Annotated in this window: 9 protein-coding genes and 1 pseudogene; 4 read left to right on the forward strand and 6 right to left on the reverse strand. The window is 73.3% G+C overall.

What is annotated here, in order from left to right; all coding sequences use genetic code 11:
* Positions 1–432: 432 nt before the first annotated feature.
* From AB0I41_RS08230 to AB0I41_RS08240, 3 genes are read left to right on the forward strand one after another with little or no spacing between them, the layout of a single operon-like run.
* A complete protein-coding gene (locus tag AB0I41_RS08230) occupies positions 433–1476 on the forward strand; it encodes an ATP-binding protein (protein ID WP_357103405.1) in 1044 nt (347 codons plus the stop codon).
* Positions 1469–2566 carry a hypothetical protein gene (locus AB0I41_RS08235; RefSeq protein ID WP_357103408.1) on the forward strand — a complete coding sequence of 366 codons (1098 nt, stop codon included), beginning with the start codon at positions 1469–1471 and terminating at the stop codon, positions 2564–2566. Before AB0I41_RS08230 ends, AB0I41_RS08235 begins: the two co-directional genes overlap by 8 nt.
* On the forward strand, positions 2545–3201 hold the full coding sequence (locus tag AB0I41_RS08240; protein WP_357103411.1) for a response regulator: 657 nt from the start codon (positions 2545–2547) through the stop codon (positions 3199–3201). Before AB0I41_RS08235 ends, AB0I41_RS08240 begins: the two co-directional genes overlap by 22 nt.
* A gap of 78 nt (positions 3202–3279) precedes the next feature.
* Here the strand turns inward: AB0I41_RS08240 and AB0I41_RS08245 are convergent.
* Positions 3280–3696: pseudogene (locus AB0I41_RS08245) on the reverse strand (transposase); the annotation flags it as partial.
* A 229-nt stretch (positions 3697–3925) separates the two neighbouring features.
* On the opposite strand from AB0I41_RS08245, the gene AB0I41_RS08250 reads away from it, so the two are divergent.
* Positions 3926–4348, forward strand: a complete 423-nt coding sequence (locus AB0I41_RS08250) for a hypothetical protein (protein WP_357103414.1) — start codon at positions 3926–3928, stop codon at positions 4346–4348.
* Between the two features lie 904 nt (positions 4349–5252).
* Here the strand turns inward: AB0I41_RS08250 and AB0I41_RS08255 are convergent.
* From AB0I41_RS08255 to AB0I41_RS08275, 5 genes are all read right to left on the reverse strand, one after another.
* Entirely contained in the window at positions 5253–7226 is a 1974-nt protein-coding gene (locus AB0I41_RS08255) for a hypothetical protein (RefSeq protein ID WP_357103416.1), read from the reverse strand.
* Entirely contained in the window at positions 7223–11041 is a 3819-nt protein-coding gene (locus AB0I41_RS08260) for a DUF5682 family protein (RefSeq protein WP_357103419.1), read from the reverse strand. The genes AB0I41_RS08255 and AB0I41_RS08260 overlap by 4 nt, the downstream gene beginning before the upstream one ends.
* Complete coding sequence (locus tag AB0I41_RS08265; protein WP_357103422.1) at positions 11038–12228, reverse strand: AAA family ATPase; 1191 nt, start codon at positions 12226–12228, stop codon at positions 11038–11040. The genes AB0I41_RS08260 and AB0I41_RS08265 overlap by 4 nt, the downstream gene beginning before the upstream one ends.
* Before the next feature lie 119 nt (positions 12229–12347).
* Positions 12348–17420, reverse strand: a complete 5073-nt coding sequence (locus AB0I41_RS08270; protein WP_357103424.1) for a hypothetical protein — start codon at positions 17418–17420, stop codon at positions 12348–12350.
* A gap of 5 nt (positions 17421–17425) precedes the next feature.
* Positions 17426–18283 carry a DUF4132 domain-containing protein gene (locus tag AB0I41_RS08275; RefSeq protein WP_357103427.1) on the reverse strand — a complete coding sequence of 286 codons (858 nt, stop codon included), beginning with the start codon at positions 18281–18283 and terminating at the stop codon, positions 17426–17428.
* Positions 18284–18568: the final 285 nt, after the last annotated feature.

An 18568-nucleotide genomic window follows, 5' to 3' on the forward strand; every position in this document is an offset into this window, starting at 1 on the left:
GCCGGTCGTCACCGTTGCGTGCAAGAAGATCCGCCTGCTGATCTCGTCACCTGCCATCAACCGACTCCCGCGTCGAGGTGTGCTGTGCGGTCGAACATAGACAGGCATGAACCGCCAGGCATCGTACGTTCGACCGACGGTCATTCGGGGCAGGAAGCCACTCACCACGCACACCGTCACAGATCGTCGAGCTGTACCAGCACCTCGGTCCCAGGCGCCGACAGCACAGGCCGGTGTGGGATGCGTCAAGACAGGGCGGTCCCCGGTTGTTAGGGTCTTCGCGTGGTCATCGAAGTCGGTCGCAGTGTTGTGACGCGGTCGCAGGCGTCCTGCTTCTATCGCGGGACATGACAGATCGCCATGCCGTCGAGTTCAGGGCCGGGCAGCGTAGAGGCCGAGTTCCTGGCCTCAGCACGCCGGTATGCAGCGCCTATGCGTGGGTTCGTGCTATTGCTCATCAGCGCTTTCGGGCTTCTGGCGGTTCCCGGCGATGCCCTGCCGCTAGGGTTCGCACTGTTCGGGCTGGTGGTGGTTGGTGCCGTGGTGGACTGCTGGGTCGGGTTCTCCGAGCGTGCGGCGCCACTGGCGCTTACGTTCGCGGTGGCGCGTGTTTCGGCGATCTGCGTGACGCAGGAGTGGACTGGTGGACAGCCGAACCAGTGGGCACTGAACACGATGACCACGACCGCTATCACTCTGCAGTGGGACTGGCCGCCGAAGGTATCGCTGCCCGTCACGGCGGGGTTGCTCGCGGTCGACTTCGCCGTGGTTGGCGTCGGCGAGGGGAGTGCGGTCGGCCTGCGGCTGATGGTCGAGTGCGTCATGGCGCGCCTGGCGTTCGTGTTGCTGCGGCAGGCTAGCAGGCGCGTGGACGTGTTGCGGGCACGCCAGGCGGTGCTGACGCGGGCCGAGGCGGTGGCGGTGGCGCGGCACCGGCAGGAACGGGAGTTCCTCGCGTTGCTGCACGACACGGCCTCGGCGACGTTCCTCCTAGTGGCAACGCACGGCCAGAACACCCACCCCGCGCAGGTGGCCGAGTACGCACGGCACGACCTAGCCGTGCTCACGGGCGCTACGGGTGGGCAGAACTCGCAGGACAGCCCTGTGGACCTGAATGCCGTGCTGCGCTCCGTCGTGGATCGAAGCCCACTGAGCGTTGGCGTCCATTGGCGGGAAGGGACGGTGGTGCCCGCGTCGGTGGCACTCGCGGTTGTGCGCGCGGTACGTGAAGCGCTGGCCAACGTCGAGCGGCACGCCGGCGTACGCAACGCGACGCTGAGCATCCACGTCGAGGACCGCGTAGTCGTTGCGGTCGACGACGCGGGCGTGGGGTTCTGCCCTGGCGAGGTGCCGCACTCCCGCCGCGGCATTCGCGGCTCGGTCGTCGAACGCATGACCGCGGCCGGCGGCAGCGCCATTGTCACCTCGCGCCCCGGTGCCGGGACCTCCATACGGCTGGTGTGGCCCGGTGGCTGAGAGCCGTGCCGATGGCGACCACGTGTACCCCACCATGCGGATCGCGCTGCTGTGCATCGCCGGCGTCGTGCAATTCGGGCTGTGTGTACGGCCGCTGGTCGAGTACGAGTACCAGCCGACGTGGGTCGCTGCGGCTGCATTCACGGCACTGGCGCTCGTCGCCGCGGCCTGTGGCGTGTGGGTGGTGCGCCGAAAGCCCATGCCGGGCGCAGTCGTGATGGTCGGCACGGCTGTCACGCTGGCAGCCTCGGCCGGTGCCACCCGCGTGCTGCCACCGGGCGGACACTTCGGCACACCGGACTGGTCGTTCGGCCTGGTGGGGTGGCATCTATTGCTGCTGCTCCTGGACCGTGCGCCCGTGCTGCTCACCGCCATGGCTGTGCATCTGACGGCGAGCGTTGGCCAATTCATGTTGTCGGGCGTGCAGGACCGCGCCGAGATCGGCGCCGCAGGCATCGTCGCATTCGCCACTGCCAGCATCCAGCTGGCGGTCGTGCCGTTCTCGCGGATGCTGCACCATAGAACCCGTCAGGCGATGTCAGTGGCAGCCGAGCAGGACCGGCTGATCACAAGGGTGATGTCGGCCGAGCAGTGGGAACGGGAACAGCGCACCGTCTTCGCCGGGCAGTTGGGTGTGACACTGCCGCTACTGGCGGACTTGGCCGATGGCGTGCTGGACCCCCGCGACGACGACACCCGACGACGGTGCTCCCTCGCGGCGACGCAGCTCCGCAGGTTGTTCGCCGAGAACGACGAGGTCCCCGATCCGTTGGTGCACGAAGTCACCGCGTGTGTCGATGAGGCCGAACGACGCGGCGTCGAGGTGTCGCTGGCGATCAGCGGCGCGGCCGTGGCGGTGCCCCCCGACGTGCGTCGGGAACTCACCAGCCCTGTTGTGGCGACGTTGGCGGCTGCGCGGTCCCACGCGCGGGTGAGTGTGCTGCGCACCCACGAGGACGTGCGGGTCGCGGTGATGGCGGACGTCGGCACCGCCGTGGTCACCCCGATTTCCGCACAGGTTGTAGTCGACTGTGACACCTATGGCGAGTACGTGCGAATGGAGGCCAGATGGCGGACGAGGAACAGCTAAGCGCCGTGATCGTCGATGACCACCCAGCCCTGCTGGCCGGGGTGACCCACTGGCTGTCCTCCGGCACACCGCCTATACGGGTGGCCGCCTCGGGTAGCGACGTCCGCGTCGCGTGGCTCGGTGAGGGTGCCCAGGCCGACGTGGTCATCCTCGACCTGCACCTTGGCGGACCGACCCCGGTGATGGGTGAGCTGCGTAGGCTGGTGGAGGCGGGGCGGCGGGTTGTTGTCTACTCGATGCGCGCTGACGACATAATCGCACTTCAGTGCTTGGAGTTGGGCGCGCTGAGCTACCTGACAAAGGCTGAGAGCACCGAGCATCTCCTCAAAGCCACCAGGGCCGCAGCGGCCGGCCAAGCCTACACCGCGCCATCCCTGGCGGGCGCGCTCGCTGGCGACCGCTCTGCCCACCGGCCGGTGTTGTCGGCGCGCGAGACCGAGGTGCTGATCCAGTGGTTCCAGTCGCAGTCCAAGGAGTTCGTGGCTCAGCGTCTGGGGATTTCGCTGAGCACGGTCAACTCTCATCTGGAGCACATTCGGGTCAAGTACGCGATGCGTGGTCGGGCGGCTCCCACCAAGGCAATGCTGGTAGCGCGCGCCATCCAGGATGGGTTGATCCAGCTCGACGATCTGTGATGTGCGTGGTGAGGGGCTTCCTACCCCGGAAGCGGCCCAGTAGAGGGCGCCGGTGAGGGGACGGTGGCGCCGCTCGGTCATCTCCTCGACGACCTTGTCGGTGATCCGGGAGATGGTGTCCTTGCTGACCTTCGCCCCGTAGACGTCGTCGAAGTGGGCGGCGATCTCCCCGGTCGTCAGACCTCGTGCGGTCAACGACAACACCAGGTGGTCGACGCCGGTCAGCCGGTGCTGCCGCTTGCGCACGATGACCGGGTCGAAGCTGCCGTCGCGGTCTCGTGGCACGTCGATCTGCACCGGCCCGATCTCGGTCAACACAGTCTTCGACCAGGTGCCGTTACGAGAGTTGGCGCCGTTGCGGCCAGCGGCGTCGTGCTTGTCGTAGCCCAGGTGCTCGGTCATCTCCGCCTCAAGAGCGGTCTCGAGCACTGTCTTGGTCAGCCCGGACAGCAACCCGGCCGGGCCCACCAGGTCCACACCCTCGGCACGGGCCCTGCTCCAGGAGCTGCTGCGCGAGCAGCTGGGTATCCATCGATTTCGGCACAGACTCGATGATCTCGGTCATTGCCTGTCCTTCCCACCAAGCCCTCCAGGCTCGGCGTGTCAGGCCAGACCGGTTACACCCTTACTCGGACAGTCCCGCGTGATCCAGGCGCCGGCTCCGCCCGGCCGGGGACAGGTGGGCAGATGGGGGCCCTACGTAATAAGGGAAGGACTGGCGAGCGTGACCGCTGACGATGCAGCTGATGAGGTGGCGAGGCTGAGGCGGTGCGAGGCAGCTCGGGCCGAGTACCGGCGACTTCGGGACCTGGGTCAGAAGCGTCGTCTGGTGCGCACCGTTGACGGGGAGCTGACCCTGTATCGGCCTGAGGAGATCGGGTTCGTTCGTGGCGGGCCTGCCTATGCGGTCCGGACGGTGCGCGGGCTGTGGGTCGGTGTCTGGGTGCTGGCTGGGTTCAGCCTGGCATTCGTCGCGGTGTTCATCGTCTCCGCGACGCAGGGTCGGCCGTTCTGGGGTGCGCTCCCGCTCGCGATCGTCTGGGCAGGACTGTCCTGGATCGGCCTCACCAGCATTCGTAAGGAGAAGCGAGCTGCCGAGCTGCGCCGGCGGCGCGGTATCCCCGCCCCTTCCCGATTCCAGATCTGAGCCGAGACCCAGTGGACGCAGCGAAGGGGTTACGCGTTACGCGACGCTCGCGCAGGGTCGCCTCGACGATATAGCTCTCGAAAGAGGAACGCTCGGACACCCGGCAGCATCAACCGAACAACGCGCCCCGGCCAGGCAAGTGTCCGGCCGCCCCGGACGCGGGAGCGCGGACGTGCATTCCGTTTGCGCCCTGGTGTTGCGCCTGACGGTTGCTGGGGACCACCTCAACGAGGGCGGCATAGGCACGCTACCCACGCCCCGCGCAGCGGCATCCGGGCGTCACCGCGAACGATGGCCTCACGGCGGCAAATGTGATAACCAGCAGCTCACGGGCCTGCGGTAACCGTTTCGGCGGTTCGGCGTCGCGCTATGGGTCAACGATGATGGGGCTAGCTGGCGCCGCCAGGATCAGCGAGATCAACGAAGTCCGACCGCCGGGCGTGGCAGCGACGTTGGAGGCGTTGCCCGCGCGCCCTGCCTGATTGGCAGGCAGGTCTCCTCGACCGTTTGGATCTGTCAATGGATCACTACGATGAGCACCACGGCGGCGGTGAGCGAGACCGGGTTGTGCACCATCGAGGTCAGTCCGAGGCTTGGTGGCGGTCATCGCGGAGAGCATCTCGCCCGGCTCGGGTGGCCGGGCGCAGCCGCGGCAGAGCGGTTCGAGGGTCGTCCGCTTCCCTTACGCCACGCGCGTCCTAGCCGCGCGGCCCAGCCGTTTGCCGGGGCCCGGAGCCGGCCGTGGTGCTCGCCGTCGCCATACTCGTAGGTCCTGTCGCCGGGTGTCGGCGCCCGCCCGGGGTTCGGGCGGGCGCCGGGGCCCCGGTTGTCCGCGTCACGTTTGCGATGACCTGGCCTGCCACCCGCCGCCCCGGGAGCTCGATCGCCCCCGGATTCCGGCAGGTCAGCCGACGGGCGGGGCGGTCCAGGAGGACCGGATCAGCTCCCGCTCGGTGGCGGCGAGGTGGGCGGTCGCGGCGAGCCAGGCCCAGGCGTACCGGTCCGGATCGGGATCGGTAAGCCGGCCGAACGCGTCCCGGCCGCGCCGGTCGGACTCGTCAGCGAGCGCGGCGGCCACCGCGGCGGCGGTGGTGAAGCCGGCGCGGCGCAGCGGACCAGCCAGCCCGGCGCCCTCGCCGCGGGCCGCCTCGGCGACGGCGCGGCGACCGCCGGAGACGGCCAGCTCCACCAGCCGGCGGGCCCGCCACAGCGGGGACTCAGCAACCGCGTCGGCACCGACGGCGAGAACCGGTTCGGTCATCGCGGCCGGGTCGCGCGGCGGTAGGTGGCTGCCCTGGATCTCGTCGTAGCCGAGGTCCGCCCGGCCGTGCCAGTCTGCCGGCAGCCGGAGCGTCGCGGCGGCACCGGGCACCGGGCCGACCGCGAGCGGGTGCAGCGTGCTGGCCCGGTCCGGGTCCAGCCGGCCGACCACCCGGATCCGCAGGCCCGGCCAGGAGGCGAGCCGCCGCAGGTTGGCCACATGGGCCAGCATCGGGTGAGAGTTGACCGGCACCAGCCGGATCACCGGCCCATCCGGCACCGAAGCACGGTCCGGTCCGGCCTCGGTGGCGGGGGCTAGCTCGCGGGCCAGCACCTGGTCACCGACGGCACCTACCACCATCAGGTCACAGCCGACCAGCGCGGTCCCGGCCCGGGCCGGGTCCTCCGGATCGTCAGCGGCGAGTTGGGCGGTCACCACCTCGGCGAGCGGGCGGGCGAACAGTTCCGCCAGCGGTCCAGTGGACCAGTCGGTCCCGGTGAGCGGGGTGGCCCGGACCCCCTTGCCGGCACCGAGCCGGCCGTCCGGGGAGACGGTGGCGCCGGTGATCCGCAGGCCGCCGCGGGCCAGCACCGCGTGGTTGACCGCGACCGCGCCCATCTCGGTGACCGCCCGGGCGCAGTCCCGTGCCCGGTCCGGGCCGCCCGGTTTCACGTCGCCGAAGGAGAGCCGGCGCCCATCGGCGGCGACCAGGTGAGTGACCACCCCGGCGTAACCTGTCGCGCCGATCACCGGTTCCCGGCAGACGCCGTACACCTCCAGCGTGCCGTCCGGCTGGTAGGCCCGCCGGAGGATGCCGACCAGCGCGGGGGCGGGATCGCCGGCTGCCAGCCGGCCGGCCACGTACAGCAGGTCGTGCAGCACCTCGACCAGTTCGGCCAGCCGGTGGCCGGTCTGTCGTCCCCGGTGTGCGCGCAGGCCACGTACCGTGCGCAGCGCGGCGCTCTCGGCCCGCGGCAGGCCGGCCAGCCGGGCGCTGTGGGCGGCCCGCAGCAGTTCGGCCTGGGGGACCGCGCCGGCGGCCGGCACGCCGGCCGCGAGCACCGCGGCGGCTGCCCGCCACAGCGCGCCGGCGGCGGCCCGTTGCGCCTTCGTCGGTGCCGTGTTCCGGCCGGTACGACCGGCGGCCGCGCCCGCCGCGCCCGCCGCGCCAGCCGCGCCAGCCGATTTTCCGGTACGCCCGATCCTGCCGGTACGCCCGGTCCGGCCGGTGGCCGCGCCAGTGCTGTCCGAAGTGGACGATGCGGTGGTGGTCGACGCCGGATCGGGATGGGTGGCCGGGTCGGCGACCGGGCAGGCGACCAGGACCGCGGTCCGGTGCAGGCAGCGGGGCGCCAGCAGGCAGCTGCACCGCGCCTGGTGCGGGTCGGTGACCGCGCCGGTCGGTCCGGGCGTCAGGGTGACCAGTGCCTCGGCGCCGCAGTCGACCGACACGCCGCCGTCGACCCGGCCGACCGGTACACCGGCCAGCCGTTCGACGGTGACGTCCAGCCGCTTGTGCAGCCGGGGTGGCAGGGCCACCACCGCCGCAGCGGCGACCCCCGGCAGCACCGGCGGCAACCGGTCGATGTCCGCGGCGGTGGGTGTGCGGTCCGTCAACGTGATCCTCCGCGGATGCGGTCGCCCACCCAGCGGGCGAGTTCGAGCGGGCTGAGAGCAGCGACCGGCATCCCGGCCGCGACGAGCTGCTCGGCGACCGGTACCGAGTAGCAGGGCACTCCCCTGTCGCTCAGCGCGGCGCAGCCGAGCAGATGCACGCCGGAGCTGGCCAGCGTGCGGACCTCGCCGAGCAGCCCGGCCAGCGGGTAGCCCTCCTCGAAGTCGCTGACCACCGCGACGATGGTGCGGCTCGGCACGGTCACCAGCGAGCGGGCGTGGGCCAGCCCGGCGGCGATGTGTGTACCGCCGCCGACGCGCACCTCCAGCAGCAGCGACAGCGGGTCGTCGACCCGGTCGGTCAGGTCGACCACCTCGGTGGAGAAGGCAAGGAAGTGGGTGGACAGGGTAGGCACCCCGGCCAGTACGGCGGCGGTCAACGCCGACCACACCACCGACGCCTCCATCGAGCCGGACACGTCGACCACCAGCACCAGCCGCCAGTCGGCCTCCTTGCGGGTCCGGGTGTTGAAGACAGGGCGTTCCGGCACCACCACCGTCCGGCCGTCGCCGAGCCGCTGGGTGTGCGCCAGGTTCGCCCGAAGCGTACGGGCGAGGTTGATCCGGCCGCCGGGACGGCGGGACGGACGCGGGTTGGTCAGCCCGGTCAGCGCCGGACGCACGCGAGTGGTCAACTGCTTGGTCAGCTCCTCGACCAACCGCCGGACCAGTGGTCGTAGCTTGGCCAGCTGCCCCTCGGGCAGGCCACCGGCCAGCGACAGCACCGAGGTCAGCAGCTCCATCGAGGGGCGTACCGCGGCCGGGTCGAGCTCGGTGAGCACATCGGTACGGCCGCTCTCGGCCGCCCGGGCGATGACCTCCTCGCGTACCGCGGTGCCGAACAGCGCCTCGAGTTCGTCGGCCCACTCGCGCGCGGTCGGGAAGGATGCTTCCTGGCCGCCGCCGGCCGCCTGGCCGAGATCGGTGACGCCCTCGCCCTGACCCGCCCCGTACAGCTCGTCCAAGGCGCGGGCGTAGCGGCGGGCGTCGGCCGGCAACCGGTCGGGTTGGCGGCCGAGCAGCAGCCGCCACCGGTCCGTGGGGGTGAGCCCGGCGGCCGGCGTGTCCGGCCCGGGTTCGGCGCCGGCGGGGGCGTCGGCGGAGCCGGTCGGCGTGCCCGGGATCGGGATGTCGCGGGCGACCAGGGCGGCCCGGCCGGCCGCGTCGGCGGCGGCCCAGCGGGCCAGCAGCTCGGGCGGGGCGGACAAGGCCAGATCGAGCCGGTCGCCTAGCCGTTCGGCGACGGTGTGCAGCAGCCGATCCCGGGCCGCCGGGGTGAGCACGTCGAACCCGCCACGCAGCGCCGGCAGCCGGTCCAGGAACTCGGTGTCGGTGAGCCGCTCGATCCGCTCCAGCAGCGGGTCCAGCGCGGCCGGGGCGGACTGCAGCAGCGGGTGCGCCGCAGTGAGCAGACCACCGAGCACCCGGTGCAGGTGCCGCCGGGTGTCCGGTCCGGTCGCCGCGTCGATCCAGCCGGCCACCCGGGTGCCCAGGATCTCCAGATCGGTCAGGTCGAGGAGCACCCGGGCGGCCAGGGCGGCGCCCTGGATCAGCGACGAACCGGCCCGGGCCAGGTAGCCGAGGGCCTCGTTCAGGCGCAGGCCGATCCGGTCCTCGCCGGCCCGGACGGCGAGGTCGACCAACGCGGCAGCGTCGGCCGCGGCGTCGCTGCCGGCCAGGCCGGGCAGCCCGCGGACCGCCGCGTCCAGCAGCGCGACGGCCAGCTCGGCCGCCCGGGCTCGGCCGCCGGCGGTGGTGCCGGGCAGGTGTTCCCGGCGCAGCGCCTCCAGCAGGTCCAGTGCGGCCAGCAGCTCGGGCAGCGTGCCGGTTCCCGGCAGCACCGCGGCGGCCAGCTCGAGCCGGTCGGTGACCAGCTCGGGCAGGTCGCACCGGGCGGCGTCGCGTAGCCCGGTGAGCAGCTGCGCGGCGGTGGGGCCGCCGTCGGCGACCTCCCGGCGCAACCGCTCCCGCAGGGTGCCGGCCGCGGCCAGCGCCGCGGTCACCCCGCGTACGCCGACCAGGTCCAGCCGGGCTGCCACTGACGGCGTCCAGGACAGTTGCCAGCGGGTGGTCAGGGCGGCACCATCGCCGGTGCCGGACACCGCGATCGGCTCGCCGTAGCCGACGCCGCAGACCTGGAGGCGTTGCAGCAGGATCTCCCGCCGCTCGTCCAGCTCGGTGCGCAGCGGGTCCAGCCGGACCTCGCGGGACTTCGGGCCGTCCGGGTTGGGCAACCGCAGCGCGGTGAGTTCCGCCTCGACCGCGGGGCCGAGCCCGGACCGCGGCGTACCGGGGGCGATCCGGCCCCGCTCGGCGCCGACCAGCACGGTCTCCAGCGCCTTGGCCAGCGCTCGGCCGCGGCCGAGCAGTTCACCCTGGCCGAGCACGGTGGTCACCGCCTCCAGCACCTCGCCCCGACCGGGGGCGGGCAGGTCCCGCAGCCGGGCCAGGTCGCCGGCCAGCCGTACCGTCTCGGCGGCCTCGCCGGTACCGGCGGTGTGACCGGCCGAGCGGAGTTCCCGGCACAGGTCGGTGACGGCCCGGGCCGCGGCGGCCCGGATCCGTTCCGGGTCGCCGGCGGCGGTGAAGACGGACTGCTGCCAGCGCGGGTCGCGGATCCCGGCCGGGTAGCCGGACCGGGAGTCGAGCAGGTCGAACGCGTACGGCACCAGCGAGGTGATCGCCGTGCCGCCGCCGTTGGTGGTGGTGGCCGGCCCGGGCTGGGTCGTCACGGACCGGACCGGACCGGTCGGGGCGGCGACGGGCCGGGTGGACGCGGCGGCGACATCGGCGGTCGACGCCGGATCGCCGCCGACCGGGCCGGGCGTCAGATCCTTGCCGTCATCCGCAGCGGACTCCGGGGTGGCACCGCCGGCCGTGCTGGCCGTCCGGGCCGGGCCGTCGCCAGCGTCGGCGTCGGTCGACGGGGCGGCGAGCAGAGCCGGGGCATGGAAGGCGCCGATGATGGCGGCGACCCGCCGGCCGTCCGCGCCGGCCTCGGCCAGCACCTGGCGCATGTGCCGCTCGCGGGCCAGGTCCCGGGCCGGTACGCCGTCGCCGCTGGCGCTGTCGGTACGCATCGCCCAGCCGACGCCGAGGGCGGCCCGGCGGACCGCCTCGGGCGGGCAGCCCGGGGCACGCACCTCGACCACCCGGTCCCACAGGTCGTCGCCGTCCCGGCCGGTGCCGCTGGCGCTGAGCGCGGCGGCGTAGCCGGACCGGCGCGGGCCGGGCACCGGCTCACCGGCGTCCGGGGCGGGATCGCCATCGGCGGTCGGCTCGCAACCAGCAGTCGGGCCGGAGTCGGTGGCCGGGTCGGTGGTGCCGGCGGTCCAGCCGGGGTCGGCCAGTGGTAGGTCGCAGCAGAGCACCTCGACGCCGCGCTGCCGGGCCCAGCGGATCGCGGCCAGTTCCGGGGAGAAGTCGGCGAACGGGTAGAAGCCCATCGGCCCGTCCGCGCCGTGGCTGCCGACCAGGGCCAGCGGGGCCCGGGCGGCCGGGTCGGACAGGTACGGCAGCCAGCGCTGGAAGTCGGCCGGCAGCTCGATACAGACCACCTCGGCCCCGGCGGCGTCCAGCAGTGCCGGGACCGCCGCCGCGACGGCCGGGCTGTGATGCCGCACCCCGATCAGGTACGGCCGGACCGAACCGGCGAGCGCGTCGACCACGGCTCGCGGGCCGGCCGTCGACGGGCCGGCCGCCACCGGGTCGGCGGTCGGCGGGGCCGCACCGGTCGACGTGCTGGAGAGGGTCGTCATCGCAGGCTCTCCCGCAGGTCCCAGAGCCGGCGCCACATCGCCGAGCCGTCCTCGGCGCGGCGGCGGACCGGGCCGTCCCAGTAGCCGAGCAGCCGGGCGTGGTCGTTCTGGTCGTCCTTGCGGACGACGCCGAGCAGGTGCCCGGGCACCAGGTCGAGCGCGTCCCCGCCGGGCAGGTACGCGGCGGCCAAGCCGAGCGACACCGCCACCTGCACCGCCTCGGCGGTGGACATCGCCGTGCCGGGCCGTTCCACGTCCCAGCCCTCGCCCGACCGGCCGGAACGCAGGTCGCGGAACACGCTGACCAGGGCGTCCAGCACCGCGTCGTCCACCGTGTACGCCGCGCCGGCGCGCTGCACGGCGGCGGTGGCCTGCCGGCGGACCAGATCGGTCTCGGTGTCCGCGTCCGAGATCGGGTGGATGGTCTCGAAGTTGAACCGGCGCTTGAGGGCCGAGGACATCTCCGACACGCCCCGGTCCCGCAGGTTGGCGGTGGCGATCACGGTGAACCCGGGCACCGCGCGGATCAGGCCGCCCTCGGTGCCGGCCAGCTCCGGCACGTTCATCCGCCGGTCGGACAGGATGGACACCAGCGCGTCCTGCACCTCGGGCAGGCAGCGGGTGACCTCCTCGATCCGGACCACCCGGCCGGTGCGCATCGCGGTCAGCACCGGCGAGTCGACCAGCGCCTGCGGGGTCGGGCCCTGAGCGAGCAGCAGGGCGTAGTTCCAGCCGTACCGGAAGGCATCCTCGGTGGTGCCGGCGGTGCCCTGCACGGTCAGCGCGCTGGTGCCGCAGACCGCGGCGGCCAGCAGCTCGGACAGCATCGACTTGGCGGTACCGGGCTCGCCGACCAGCAGCAGGCCCCGCTCACCGGCCAGGGTGACCACGCACCGCTCGACCAGGCTCCGCTCACCGACGAACTTCGGCGGGATGGTCATGCTGGCCGGCAGTTCGGTGCCGTCCGGACCGGTGCGCCGGTCGGCGGGCACCTTCAACGCCTCGCCGTTGCTGCCCTGGATGAAGGTGACCACGGCGCGCGGGGTCAGCGCCCAGCCCGGTGGCCGGGCCCCGTCGTCGTACGCGGCCAGGAAGGCCAGCTCGTCGGCGTACCGCTGTTCGGCGGAGAGGACCTGGGCGGCGATCTCCGGTGCCGCGGTGGGGCGGACCTGTTCCGTCACAGTCACTGATGTTCCTCGATCTCTCTCTGGTTCGGATGGGTGTTCGGCACGGGGGTCGGCGGCGGGCCGGTGCCGCGACGGCCAGGGCGGTCGTCGCCGACACAACCGCCCTCCGGGGTCGGGGGTCAGCGGTGGGTGCCGCGGGTGGGCAGGTTGTCGAACCGGGGCCGGCCGCCGTCGCGGAGGCGTTGCCAGGCCCGCCGGTAGAGGTCGGCGGCCGGTTCGAACGGCACGGTCACGCCGAGGCCGGCCGTACCGTCGGGTGCGAGGTCGAACAGGGCGGCCTTCCAGCCCTCGATCGGTGCCTGCCCGCTGCCACGCTCCAACCACGGGCCGGGCAGGAACAGCGACCGGCCGGCCCGGGACCGGCTGGCCTCGATGACCAGGTCGGTGCCGGCCAGTTCGGCACGGGCCGCCTTCAGCCGGACCGGCTTCCAGCCGGTCCACTTCGCCGTGTTGCGGTCGGTCGGGTCCGGCATGGCCAGCAGCATCAGGTACACCGCCGCCGTGTCGGCGCCCAGGCCGTGTTCCCCGGCCACCTCGGCGACCAGGTCGGGCACCGACCGGGTCGGATCCTGCGGCCACCAGGTCCCGTCCGCCGCCCGCTCGCCGCCGCCCGGCTCCCGCAGATCGTCGAGCAGCGCCGCGAACCGCGGGTCGCGGATCAGGCGCAGCGCCACCTCCGTCGGGTACGGCTTGGCCGCGTCCTCCCGCAGCGCCGGCAGGTACGGGTCCGTCCCGTCGGGGTCGAGCAGGTCGGGCCGCAGCGCGGGCGACGGCTGGCTGTCGTGGGTGGCCAGGACGATGGCGCCGTACCGTTCCCAGCCCGGGCCGGTCTCCGACGGGTTGCCCGCCACCTGGCGGAACGCGGGCAGGGAGACGTACTGGTCGAGGTCGAGCAGCAGGTCGGGGTTGGCCAGCCGGTCCCGGATCACGGCCAGCGCGGCCGGCAGCGCGACCCGGCACGGGTCGCCAGCCGGCGTGTTGTGGGCGACCCAGGCTGCCAGGGCAACCGTGGAGCGCAGCACCTCACCGGTGAAGCCCGCTGCCCGGCCGTCGACCGGCCGGGCCCGGTCGCCCCTGATCTGGAAGGCCAGGTCGGTGCTCAGCTCGACCGAACGGGCCGGGTCGAGCAGCGCCGGCAACGCCTTCGCGGGTCCCCAGCCGGTTCGGATCGCGCGCACCGCTTCGGCGAGCAGTTGTTCGGGCACCACCACCCGGCGCCCCAGGGCGGCGTTCCAGACCGCTGCGGCGGCGGCCACGTCCGGACCGTCGGTCCACAGCCGGGCCGGGTCGTCCGGCAGCAGCGCCGAGATCACGGCCCGCCGGACCTCCGGGCTGGCCTCGTTCAGCATCCCGAAGGCCAGCTTGGCCTCGCCGACCTGCTTGACCCCGAGCGCCTTGCGCAGCTCGGTCGGCACGGTGTGCGCCGAGTCCGCGTACGGCAGGCCGGCCAGCACCAGCTTCGCGGCGGTGGGGGTGACGCCGGTCAGCTCGGCGAACTGCTCGGCCGCTTCCGGCCGCCAGGGCAGCGGGCCGCGCGCGGCCCACTCGGTGAGGAAGCCGGCAAGCCAGCCACCCGGCCGTTCGTCACCGACCGGCGCCGAGGACTGCACTGTGTACGGCTCGGACCCGGCGAACACGCCGGCCGGATCGTGGTACAGCGCGTCGAAGAGGTAGCCGGTGGCCGTGCCGCTGGAGTTGAGGACGGCGATGAACGCCCCGTCGGGCAACGGCAGAATGCCCGGCCTGGGGTACCGGCGCGTGCCGTCGGGGTTGTTCAGGTCGTCGTCCAGCAGGTGCAACGTGAACCGGTGCCACCGGCTCGGTTCGGCCGCCGCGCTCAGGTCGAGCCGGTCCAGCTCGGTGAGCAGGGCACGCAGCGTCTCCCGGTGTTCGTCGGGGGTGACCGCCGCGACGGCCCGGTAGGCGACGGCGGCGACACCGCCGAGCAGGGGCCACCAGTCCAGAGCGTTCGGCAGCGACGGTCCGTCGAGGTGCAGCCGTACGGCGGGTTCGCTCCCGGTGGTGGCGGACCGCTGGGCGGCGAACGCCTGGAACTGGGTGAAGGCGTGGGTCGAGCTGCTCACCCGGTAGGCCGAGCCACGCAGACCGTCCAGCGCCAGGTTGAGCTGCTGGTCGGTGGGTCCGGTCGCGGTGGCCACCGGCGCCACCGCCTTCGGGGCGGACAACGACCTGCTGAGCCGCTCGGTCACCGCGTCCAGGTCGGTGCGCGTCCGGGCGGCCAGCCGCAGCACCCCGGCCACCCCGGCCAGCACCGCGTCGTGGCTGACCGCCGGCAACGTCGAGCGGACCAGCTCGACCAGCGCGTCCTGGTCGTCCTCGCCGACGGTGGTGCCGGTGGTGGATGGTCCGGAGCCGGAGGCGCCGGCCGGTGCGCCGACCATGGACGCCGGGACGGCGACGGGAAGGCCGGTGATGGCCTGCGTGGCTGCGGTCAACCCGGATCGGGTCGCCGCCTGGGCTGCGGCCCGCGCGGCCTTTTCGGCCAGGGCGGCGTGGCGTTCGTCGAGGGCTGCCTTGAGCAGCGCGGCGGCGGTGTCCCGGTCCATCCGGCGCAGGGCGGTGGACCCGGCCGGGTCCCGGGGCAGCATGTTGCCGAGGAACTTCTGTCCCGGCAGCGGGACCGCGTCGGGGGTGTAGTTCCGGCTGGACGGCGGTCCGCTGGCGGCCGACACCACCCCGTCCGGGTCGACCAGGACGAAACCCTTGAGGACGGCCCGCGGCCGGTCGTCGCCGGGCAGCACCAGCGCCGCGATCGGCTCCTGTCCCGGGGCCACGGTGACGGTACGACCAGCCAGGTCCTCGCCGCGTACCGAGCCGTCCGGCAGGGTGAGCACCCGCCAGCCGAGCAGACCGTCCACCGGAACGGCGGCCGGGGTGGCCCGGTCGGACAGGGCTGGCCGCAACCAGCTGCCCGACTCCTGGAGGTGGCTTCCGCCGACCGGGAGGTCGGCCAGGAACCGGGGCAGGCTGCGCCGGCCGTGGGTGTTGCTGGCCGGGTCGTACTCGCGCCAGCCGTAGTTGCCGTCCTCCTCGCTGGAGCGGTAGACCCAGTGGGAGGTGCCGTCGGTGATGACCGGCAGCTCCGCCGGGACAGCGGTGTCACCGACGTGCAGCACGCCGTCGCCGGTGGTCCGCCCGCCGCCGGCCAACGGCAGGGTGATGTTATTCGTGCGCGGCTGGCTGCCGTGGCGATAGCCATGGATGGGCTGCGGCTCGCCGGGCGACGAGTGCCAGTAGCCGCGCAGGTCGTAGCCGAGCGCCTGGGAACGCCAGTAGACCAGCAGTTGGCCGTCGACGTAGTGGTAGCCGGGCTGGCCCCACATGTCGCCGGCCGGGATGCGCAGGTCGTGGCGGAGCACGATGCCCTCGGCGCCGAGCACGCGCACCGTGGTCGGCCCGCCCAGGATCACGTACGGCCAGGCTTCCTGCCGGGTCAGCTCGACCCGGTGGTCGCCGCCGGTCACCTCCTGCCAGGCAAGCTCCCAGTCCGGCCAGCCCAGCTCCTCGATGATCCCGCCGCGCAGGCTGCGGGCGACCTGCTCGGTGAGGTCCACGCCGAGGACCTGGCCGAGGTCGCCGCCCGGGCCGGGTTCACCGGGCCGGTCGAGGTCGTCGGACACCAGGCGCAGCGCCTCGACCGGGAGGCTGCCCAACCAGTTCACCGACTCCGGCAGGTACGGCAGTCCGGCGGCGAACCGGTCGCGGATCCGGGCCCGCAGCCAGTCGGTCAGCAACGGCCGGATGCCCGGCGTCGCGGCCATCCGGCGCAGGGCGGGCTGCTGACCGTCGAGCTGGTCCAGGCCCCGGCGCAGGGCCCCGGTGAACCGGTCGTCGCCGGCCACGGCGAGCAGATCCCGCTCTCCCCCAACCGTGACCCACTGCGCCAGGTCCAGCGTGTCGCGCTCCGTCGGCGGGGCCACCGGCAGGTTGCGGGCGAGCAGCAGGTCGAGCAGGTCCAGGTCGCCGTCGGCGGTGAGGGTCTCACCGCTGTCGGCCAGTTCGGCGCGCAGCCGGTCGGCCATCCGCTCGACGAGTGGGTACAGCTCCGGCAGCCGGCGGCGGCGGTGGCCGGAGTTGACCCGGCTCACGAAGCGGCGCAGCCAGCCGACGGAGCCGTCCTGCGGGCGGGCCGTGTCCGGCACGTCCGGGTCGAACAGTCCGGCGAGCGCACCGGTGTCGGTCAACAGGGTCAGCCACGTGACCAGGTTGTCCCGGTCGGCGGGCATCAGGTCGAGCAGGCTGCCGCGGATCGCCGGGTCGTGTCCGGCCAGCGCCGACACCGCCGGCAGGTGCGCCTTCCACCAGCCGGCCGGCGCCTCGGCGGCCACCGGCAGCCGGAGCAGCCCGGTCAGGTAGGCCGCCTCACGGTCGGCAACGGCGGCGGCGCCGCCCTTGCCAGCGGCCTTGGTGGCGGTCCGGACCAGCCGGTTCACCGCGTTGGCCGACTGGGTGGACGGAACCACGCCGGCGGCCGCGGCCCGCAGCGCCAGCCGGCAGAACCGGTCCAGCGCCTCGTCGGCCGGCAACTGGGCGGAAAGCTCTTTCGCGTAACCGGCCAGCGCGGTCGCGGACACCACCTTGGCCGACGCGAACTCCACGTAGACCTCGTCCAGCCGGTTCAGGTCGACCGGCAGGCCGTGCTGTGCCTCCGCCTTGCGCGCCTTGTTGAACAGCTGCGTCGCGTAGGTGTCCTGCCCGGCGGCCAGGAACACCCGCGCCGCCTGCTCGAAAAACGTCGGCAGGAAGTGCGGCAGCGCACGGGCGAACCGGTCGGCGACGGTCTGGTGCCCGTCCAGGGCGGCCTTCGGCCGCGACCGTACCTGCTTGGCCAGCTTCTGCAACTCCGGCACCACCGCCAACGCGTGCGGGCCGTCCGCCGGGTGGTGTACCAGCACCCACTCCGGGAAGGCCAACGGGCGACGCGGGCCCAGCCCGACGACGGCCGGCTCGGCACCCGTTGCCAGGCCGAGGAATCCGACGGCGATGTCCTCGCCCTCGCCCAGAGCGGCGTCGACCAGGCGGACCACCAGCCGGTCGTCGAGGGCCGGGTGCCGGTAGGTGCGGGCGGTGAGGGGCACCGCCCGGTCGCCGGCCCCGGCGGTGTCGGTCGGCAGCACCGCGCCGGCGGTCAGCAGGCTCTCGGCCGAATCCTCGCCCGACATGGTCGTCATCCCGGTCACGCCTTCTTCCCCGTTCCAGTCACGGCGCCGGACAGGGCCGTCGCCATTCGCATTCCTTCCGACCAGGCCACCGGCCCGACCTCGGTCAACCGCAGCGTGGGTCCGTCCACGACCGACCAGGAGAGGGTGCCCAGGGTCGCCTCGGAGTCCCAGTAGTCCTCGTCGAACCACATGGCAGCCTCGACCGTGTGGCCGGCCTCCCAGACCCGGCACTTGACCTGCGAGCCGGAGACCCGGAAGCCGAGCGTGGCGGCCCGGGCGGCCAGCCGGTTGGGGACCGTGGTGCCGCGGAAGTCGGTGATCGTGGTGTCACGGTCCTTCAGGCTGGCGGGTTTGCCCCAGGTGCCCCGGTGCAGTTGCTCGATCCGCTGAGTAACGTCCAGTTCGTCGGCAAACTCGGTCAGGTCGGGCAGGTCGGGCAGGCGCACCGGGTGGGGCAGTGTGGCGGTGGCCGGCGAGAGCCGGACGGTGTCCCCGTCGAGGTTGACCACGCGCAGGTCACCGGTGTCGGTGACGTCCCGCAGGAAGCCCGGCTCGGCCGGGTCGTCCCCGAGCACCACGAGGTCGCACAGCGCGTCCCGCCAGGCCGGGTCCGGCCAGACCCGGGCCAGCAGCCCGGTCGGCACCGGCAGCGAGGACACCACCCAGGCGTCAACCCGGGCCAGGCATTCGGCGCTGTGCCGGTCAAGCCACTGGGCAAGCTGGCGCAATCGGTCCACCTCGGGGTTGTTCCGCAACGCCTTCGGCAGAGTCTTCAGTGGACGGCCGGTGGCCCGCGGGCCGCTGGACCGGGCCACCACCTTTCCGTCCATGAGAGAGATCTCGTACGAGTCTCCCACCGGTAGCCAGCCCATCAGGAACACCCTCCGCAGTGGCAAATTAGCCAGATTTCGTGAGGAATCGGCTGCGATCGACAACGCAGGGCACGCTAACAGTAGTGACCGACACGACAGGGACCCATCGGCGTGGGTACCGGGGCCAGGGCCGAGGGGACGAGAAAGATGGGGCCTGCGGGAGTCGCAGGTCCGGCCAGTCCGAGTGCACTTTGAATGGTCAGGCGTGGCCCGATGGGAGGCGAGGTGGTGACCTAGGTCACATCAGGACGGTCAGCGGTTAGGTGGCCAGGGTCCCGCCGCCAA

This window comes from Micromonospora sp. NPDC050200 (assembly GCF_040656135.1).
Lineage (GTDB): Bacteria > Actinomycetota > Actinomycetes > Mycobacteriales > Micromonosporaceae > Micromonospora.

Coding starts and splice junctions, on each gene's coding strand:
- AB0I41_RS08230 (WP_357103405.1), top strand. CDS start 433: ATGCGTGGGTTCGTGCTATTGCTCATCAGCGCTTTCGGGCTTCTGGCG.
- AB0I41_RS08240 (WP_357103411.1), top strand. CDS start 2,545: ATGGCGGACGAGGAACAGCTAAGCGCCGTGATCGTCGATGACCACCCA.
- AB0I41_RS08260 (WP_357103419.1), bottom strand. CDS start 11,041: ATGACGACCCTCTCCAGCACGTCGACCGGTGCGGCCCCGCCGACCGCC.
- AB0I41_RS08270 (WP_357103424.1), bottom strand. CDS start 17,420: ATGACGACCATGTCGGGCGAGGATTCGGCCGAGAGCCTGCTGACCGCC.
- AB0I41_RS08275 (WP_357103427.1), bottom strand. CDS start 18,283: ATGGGCTGGCTACCGGTGGGAGACTCGTACGAGATCTCTCTCATGGAC.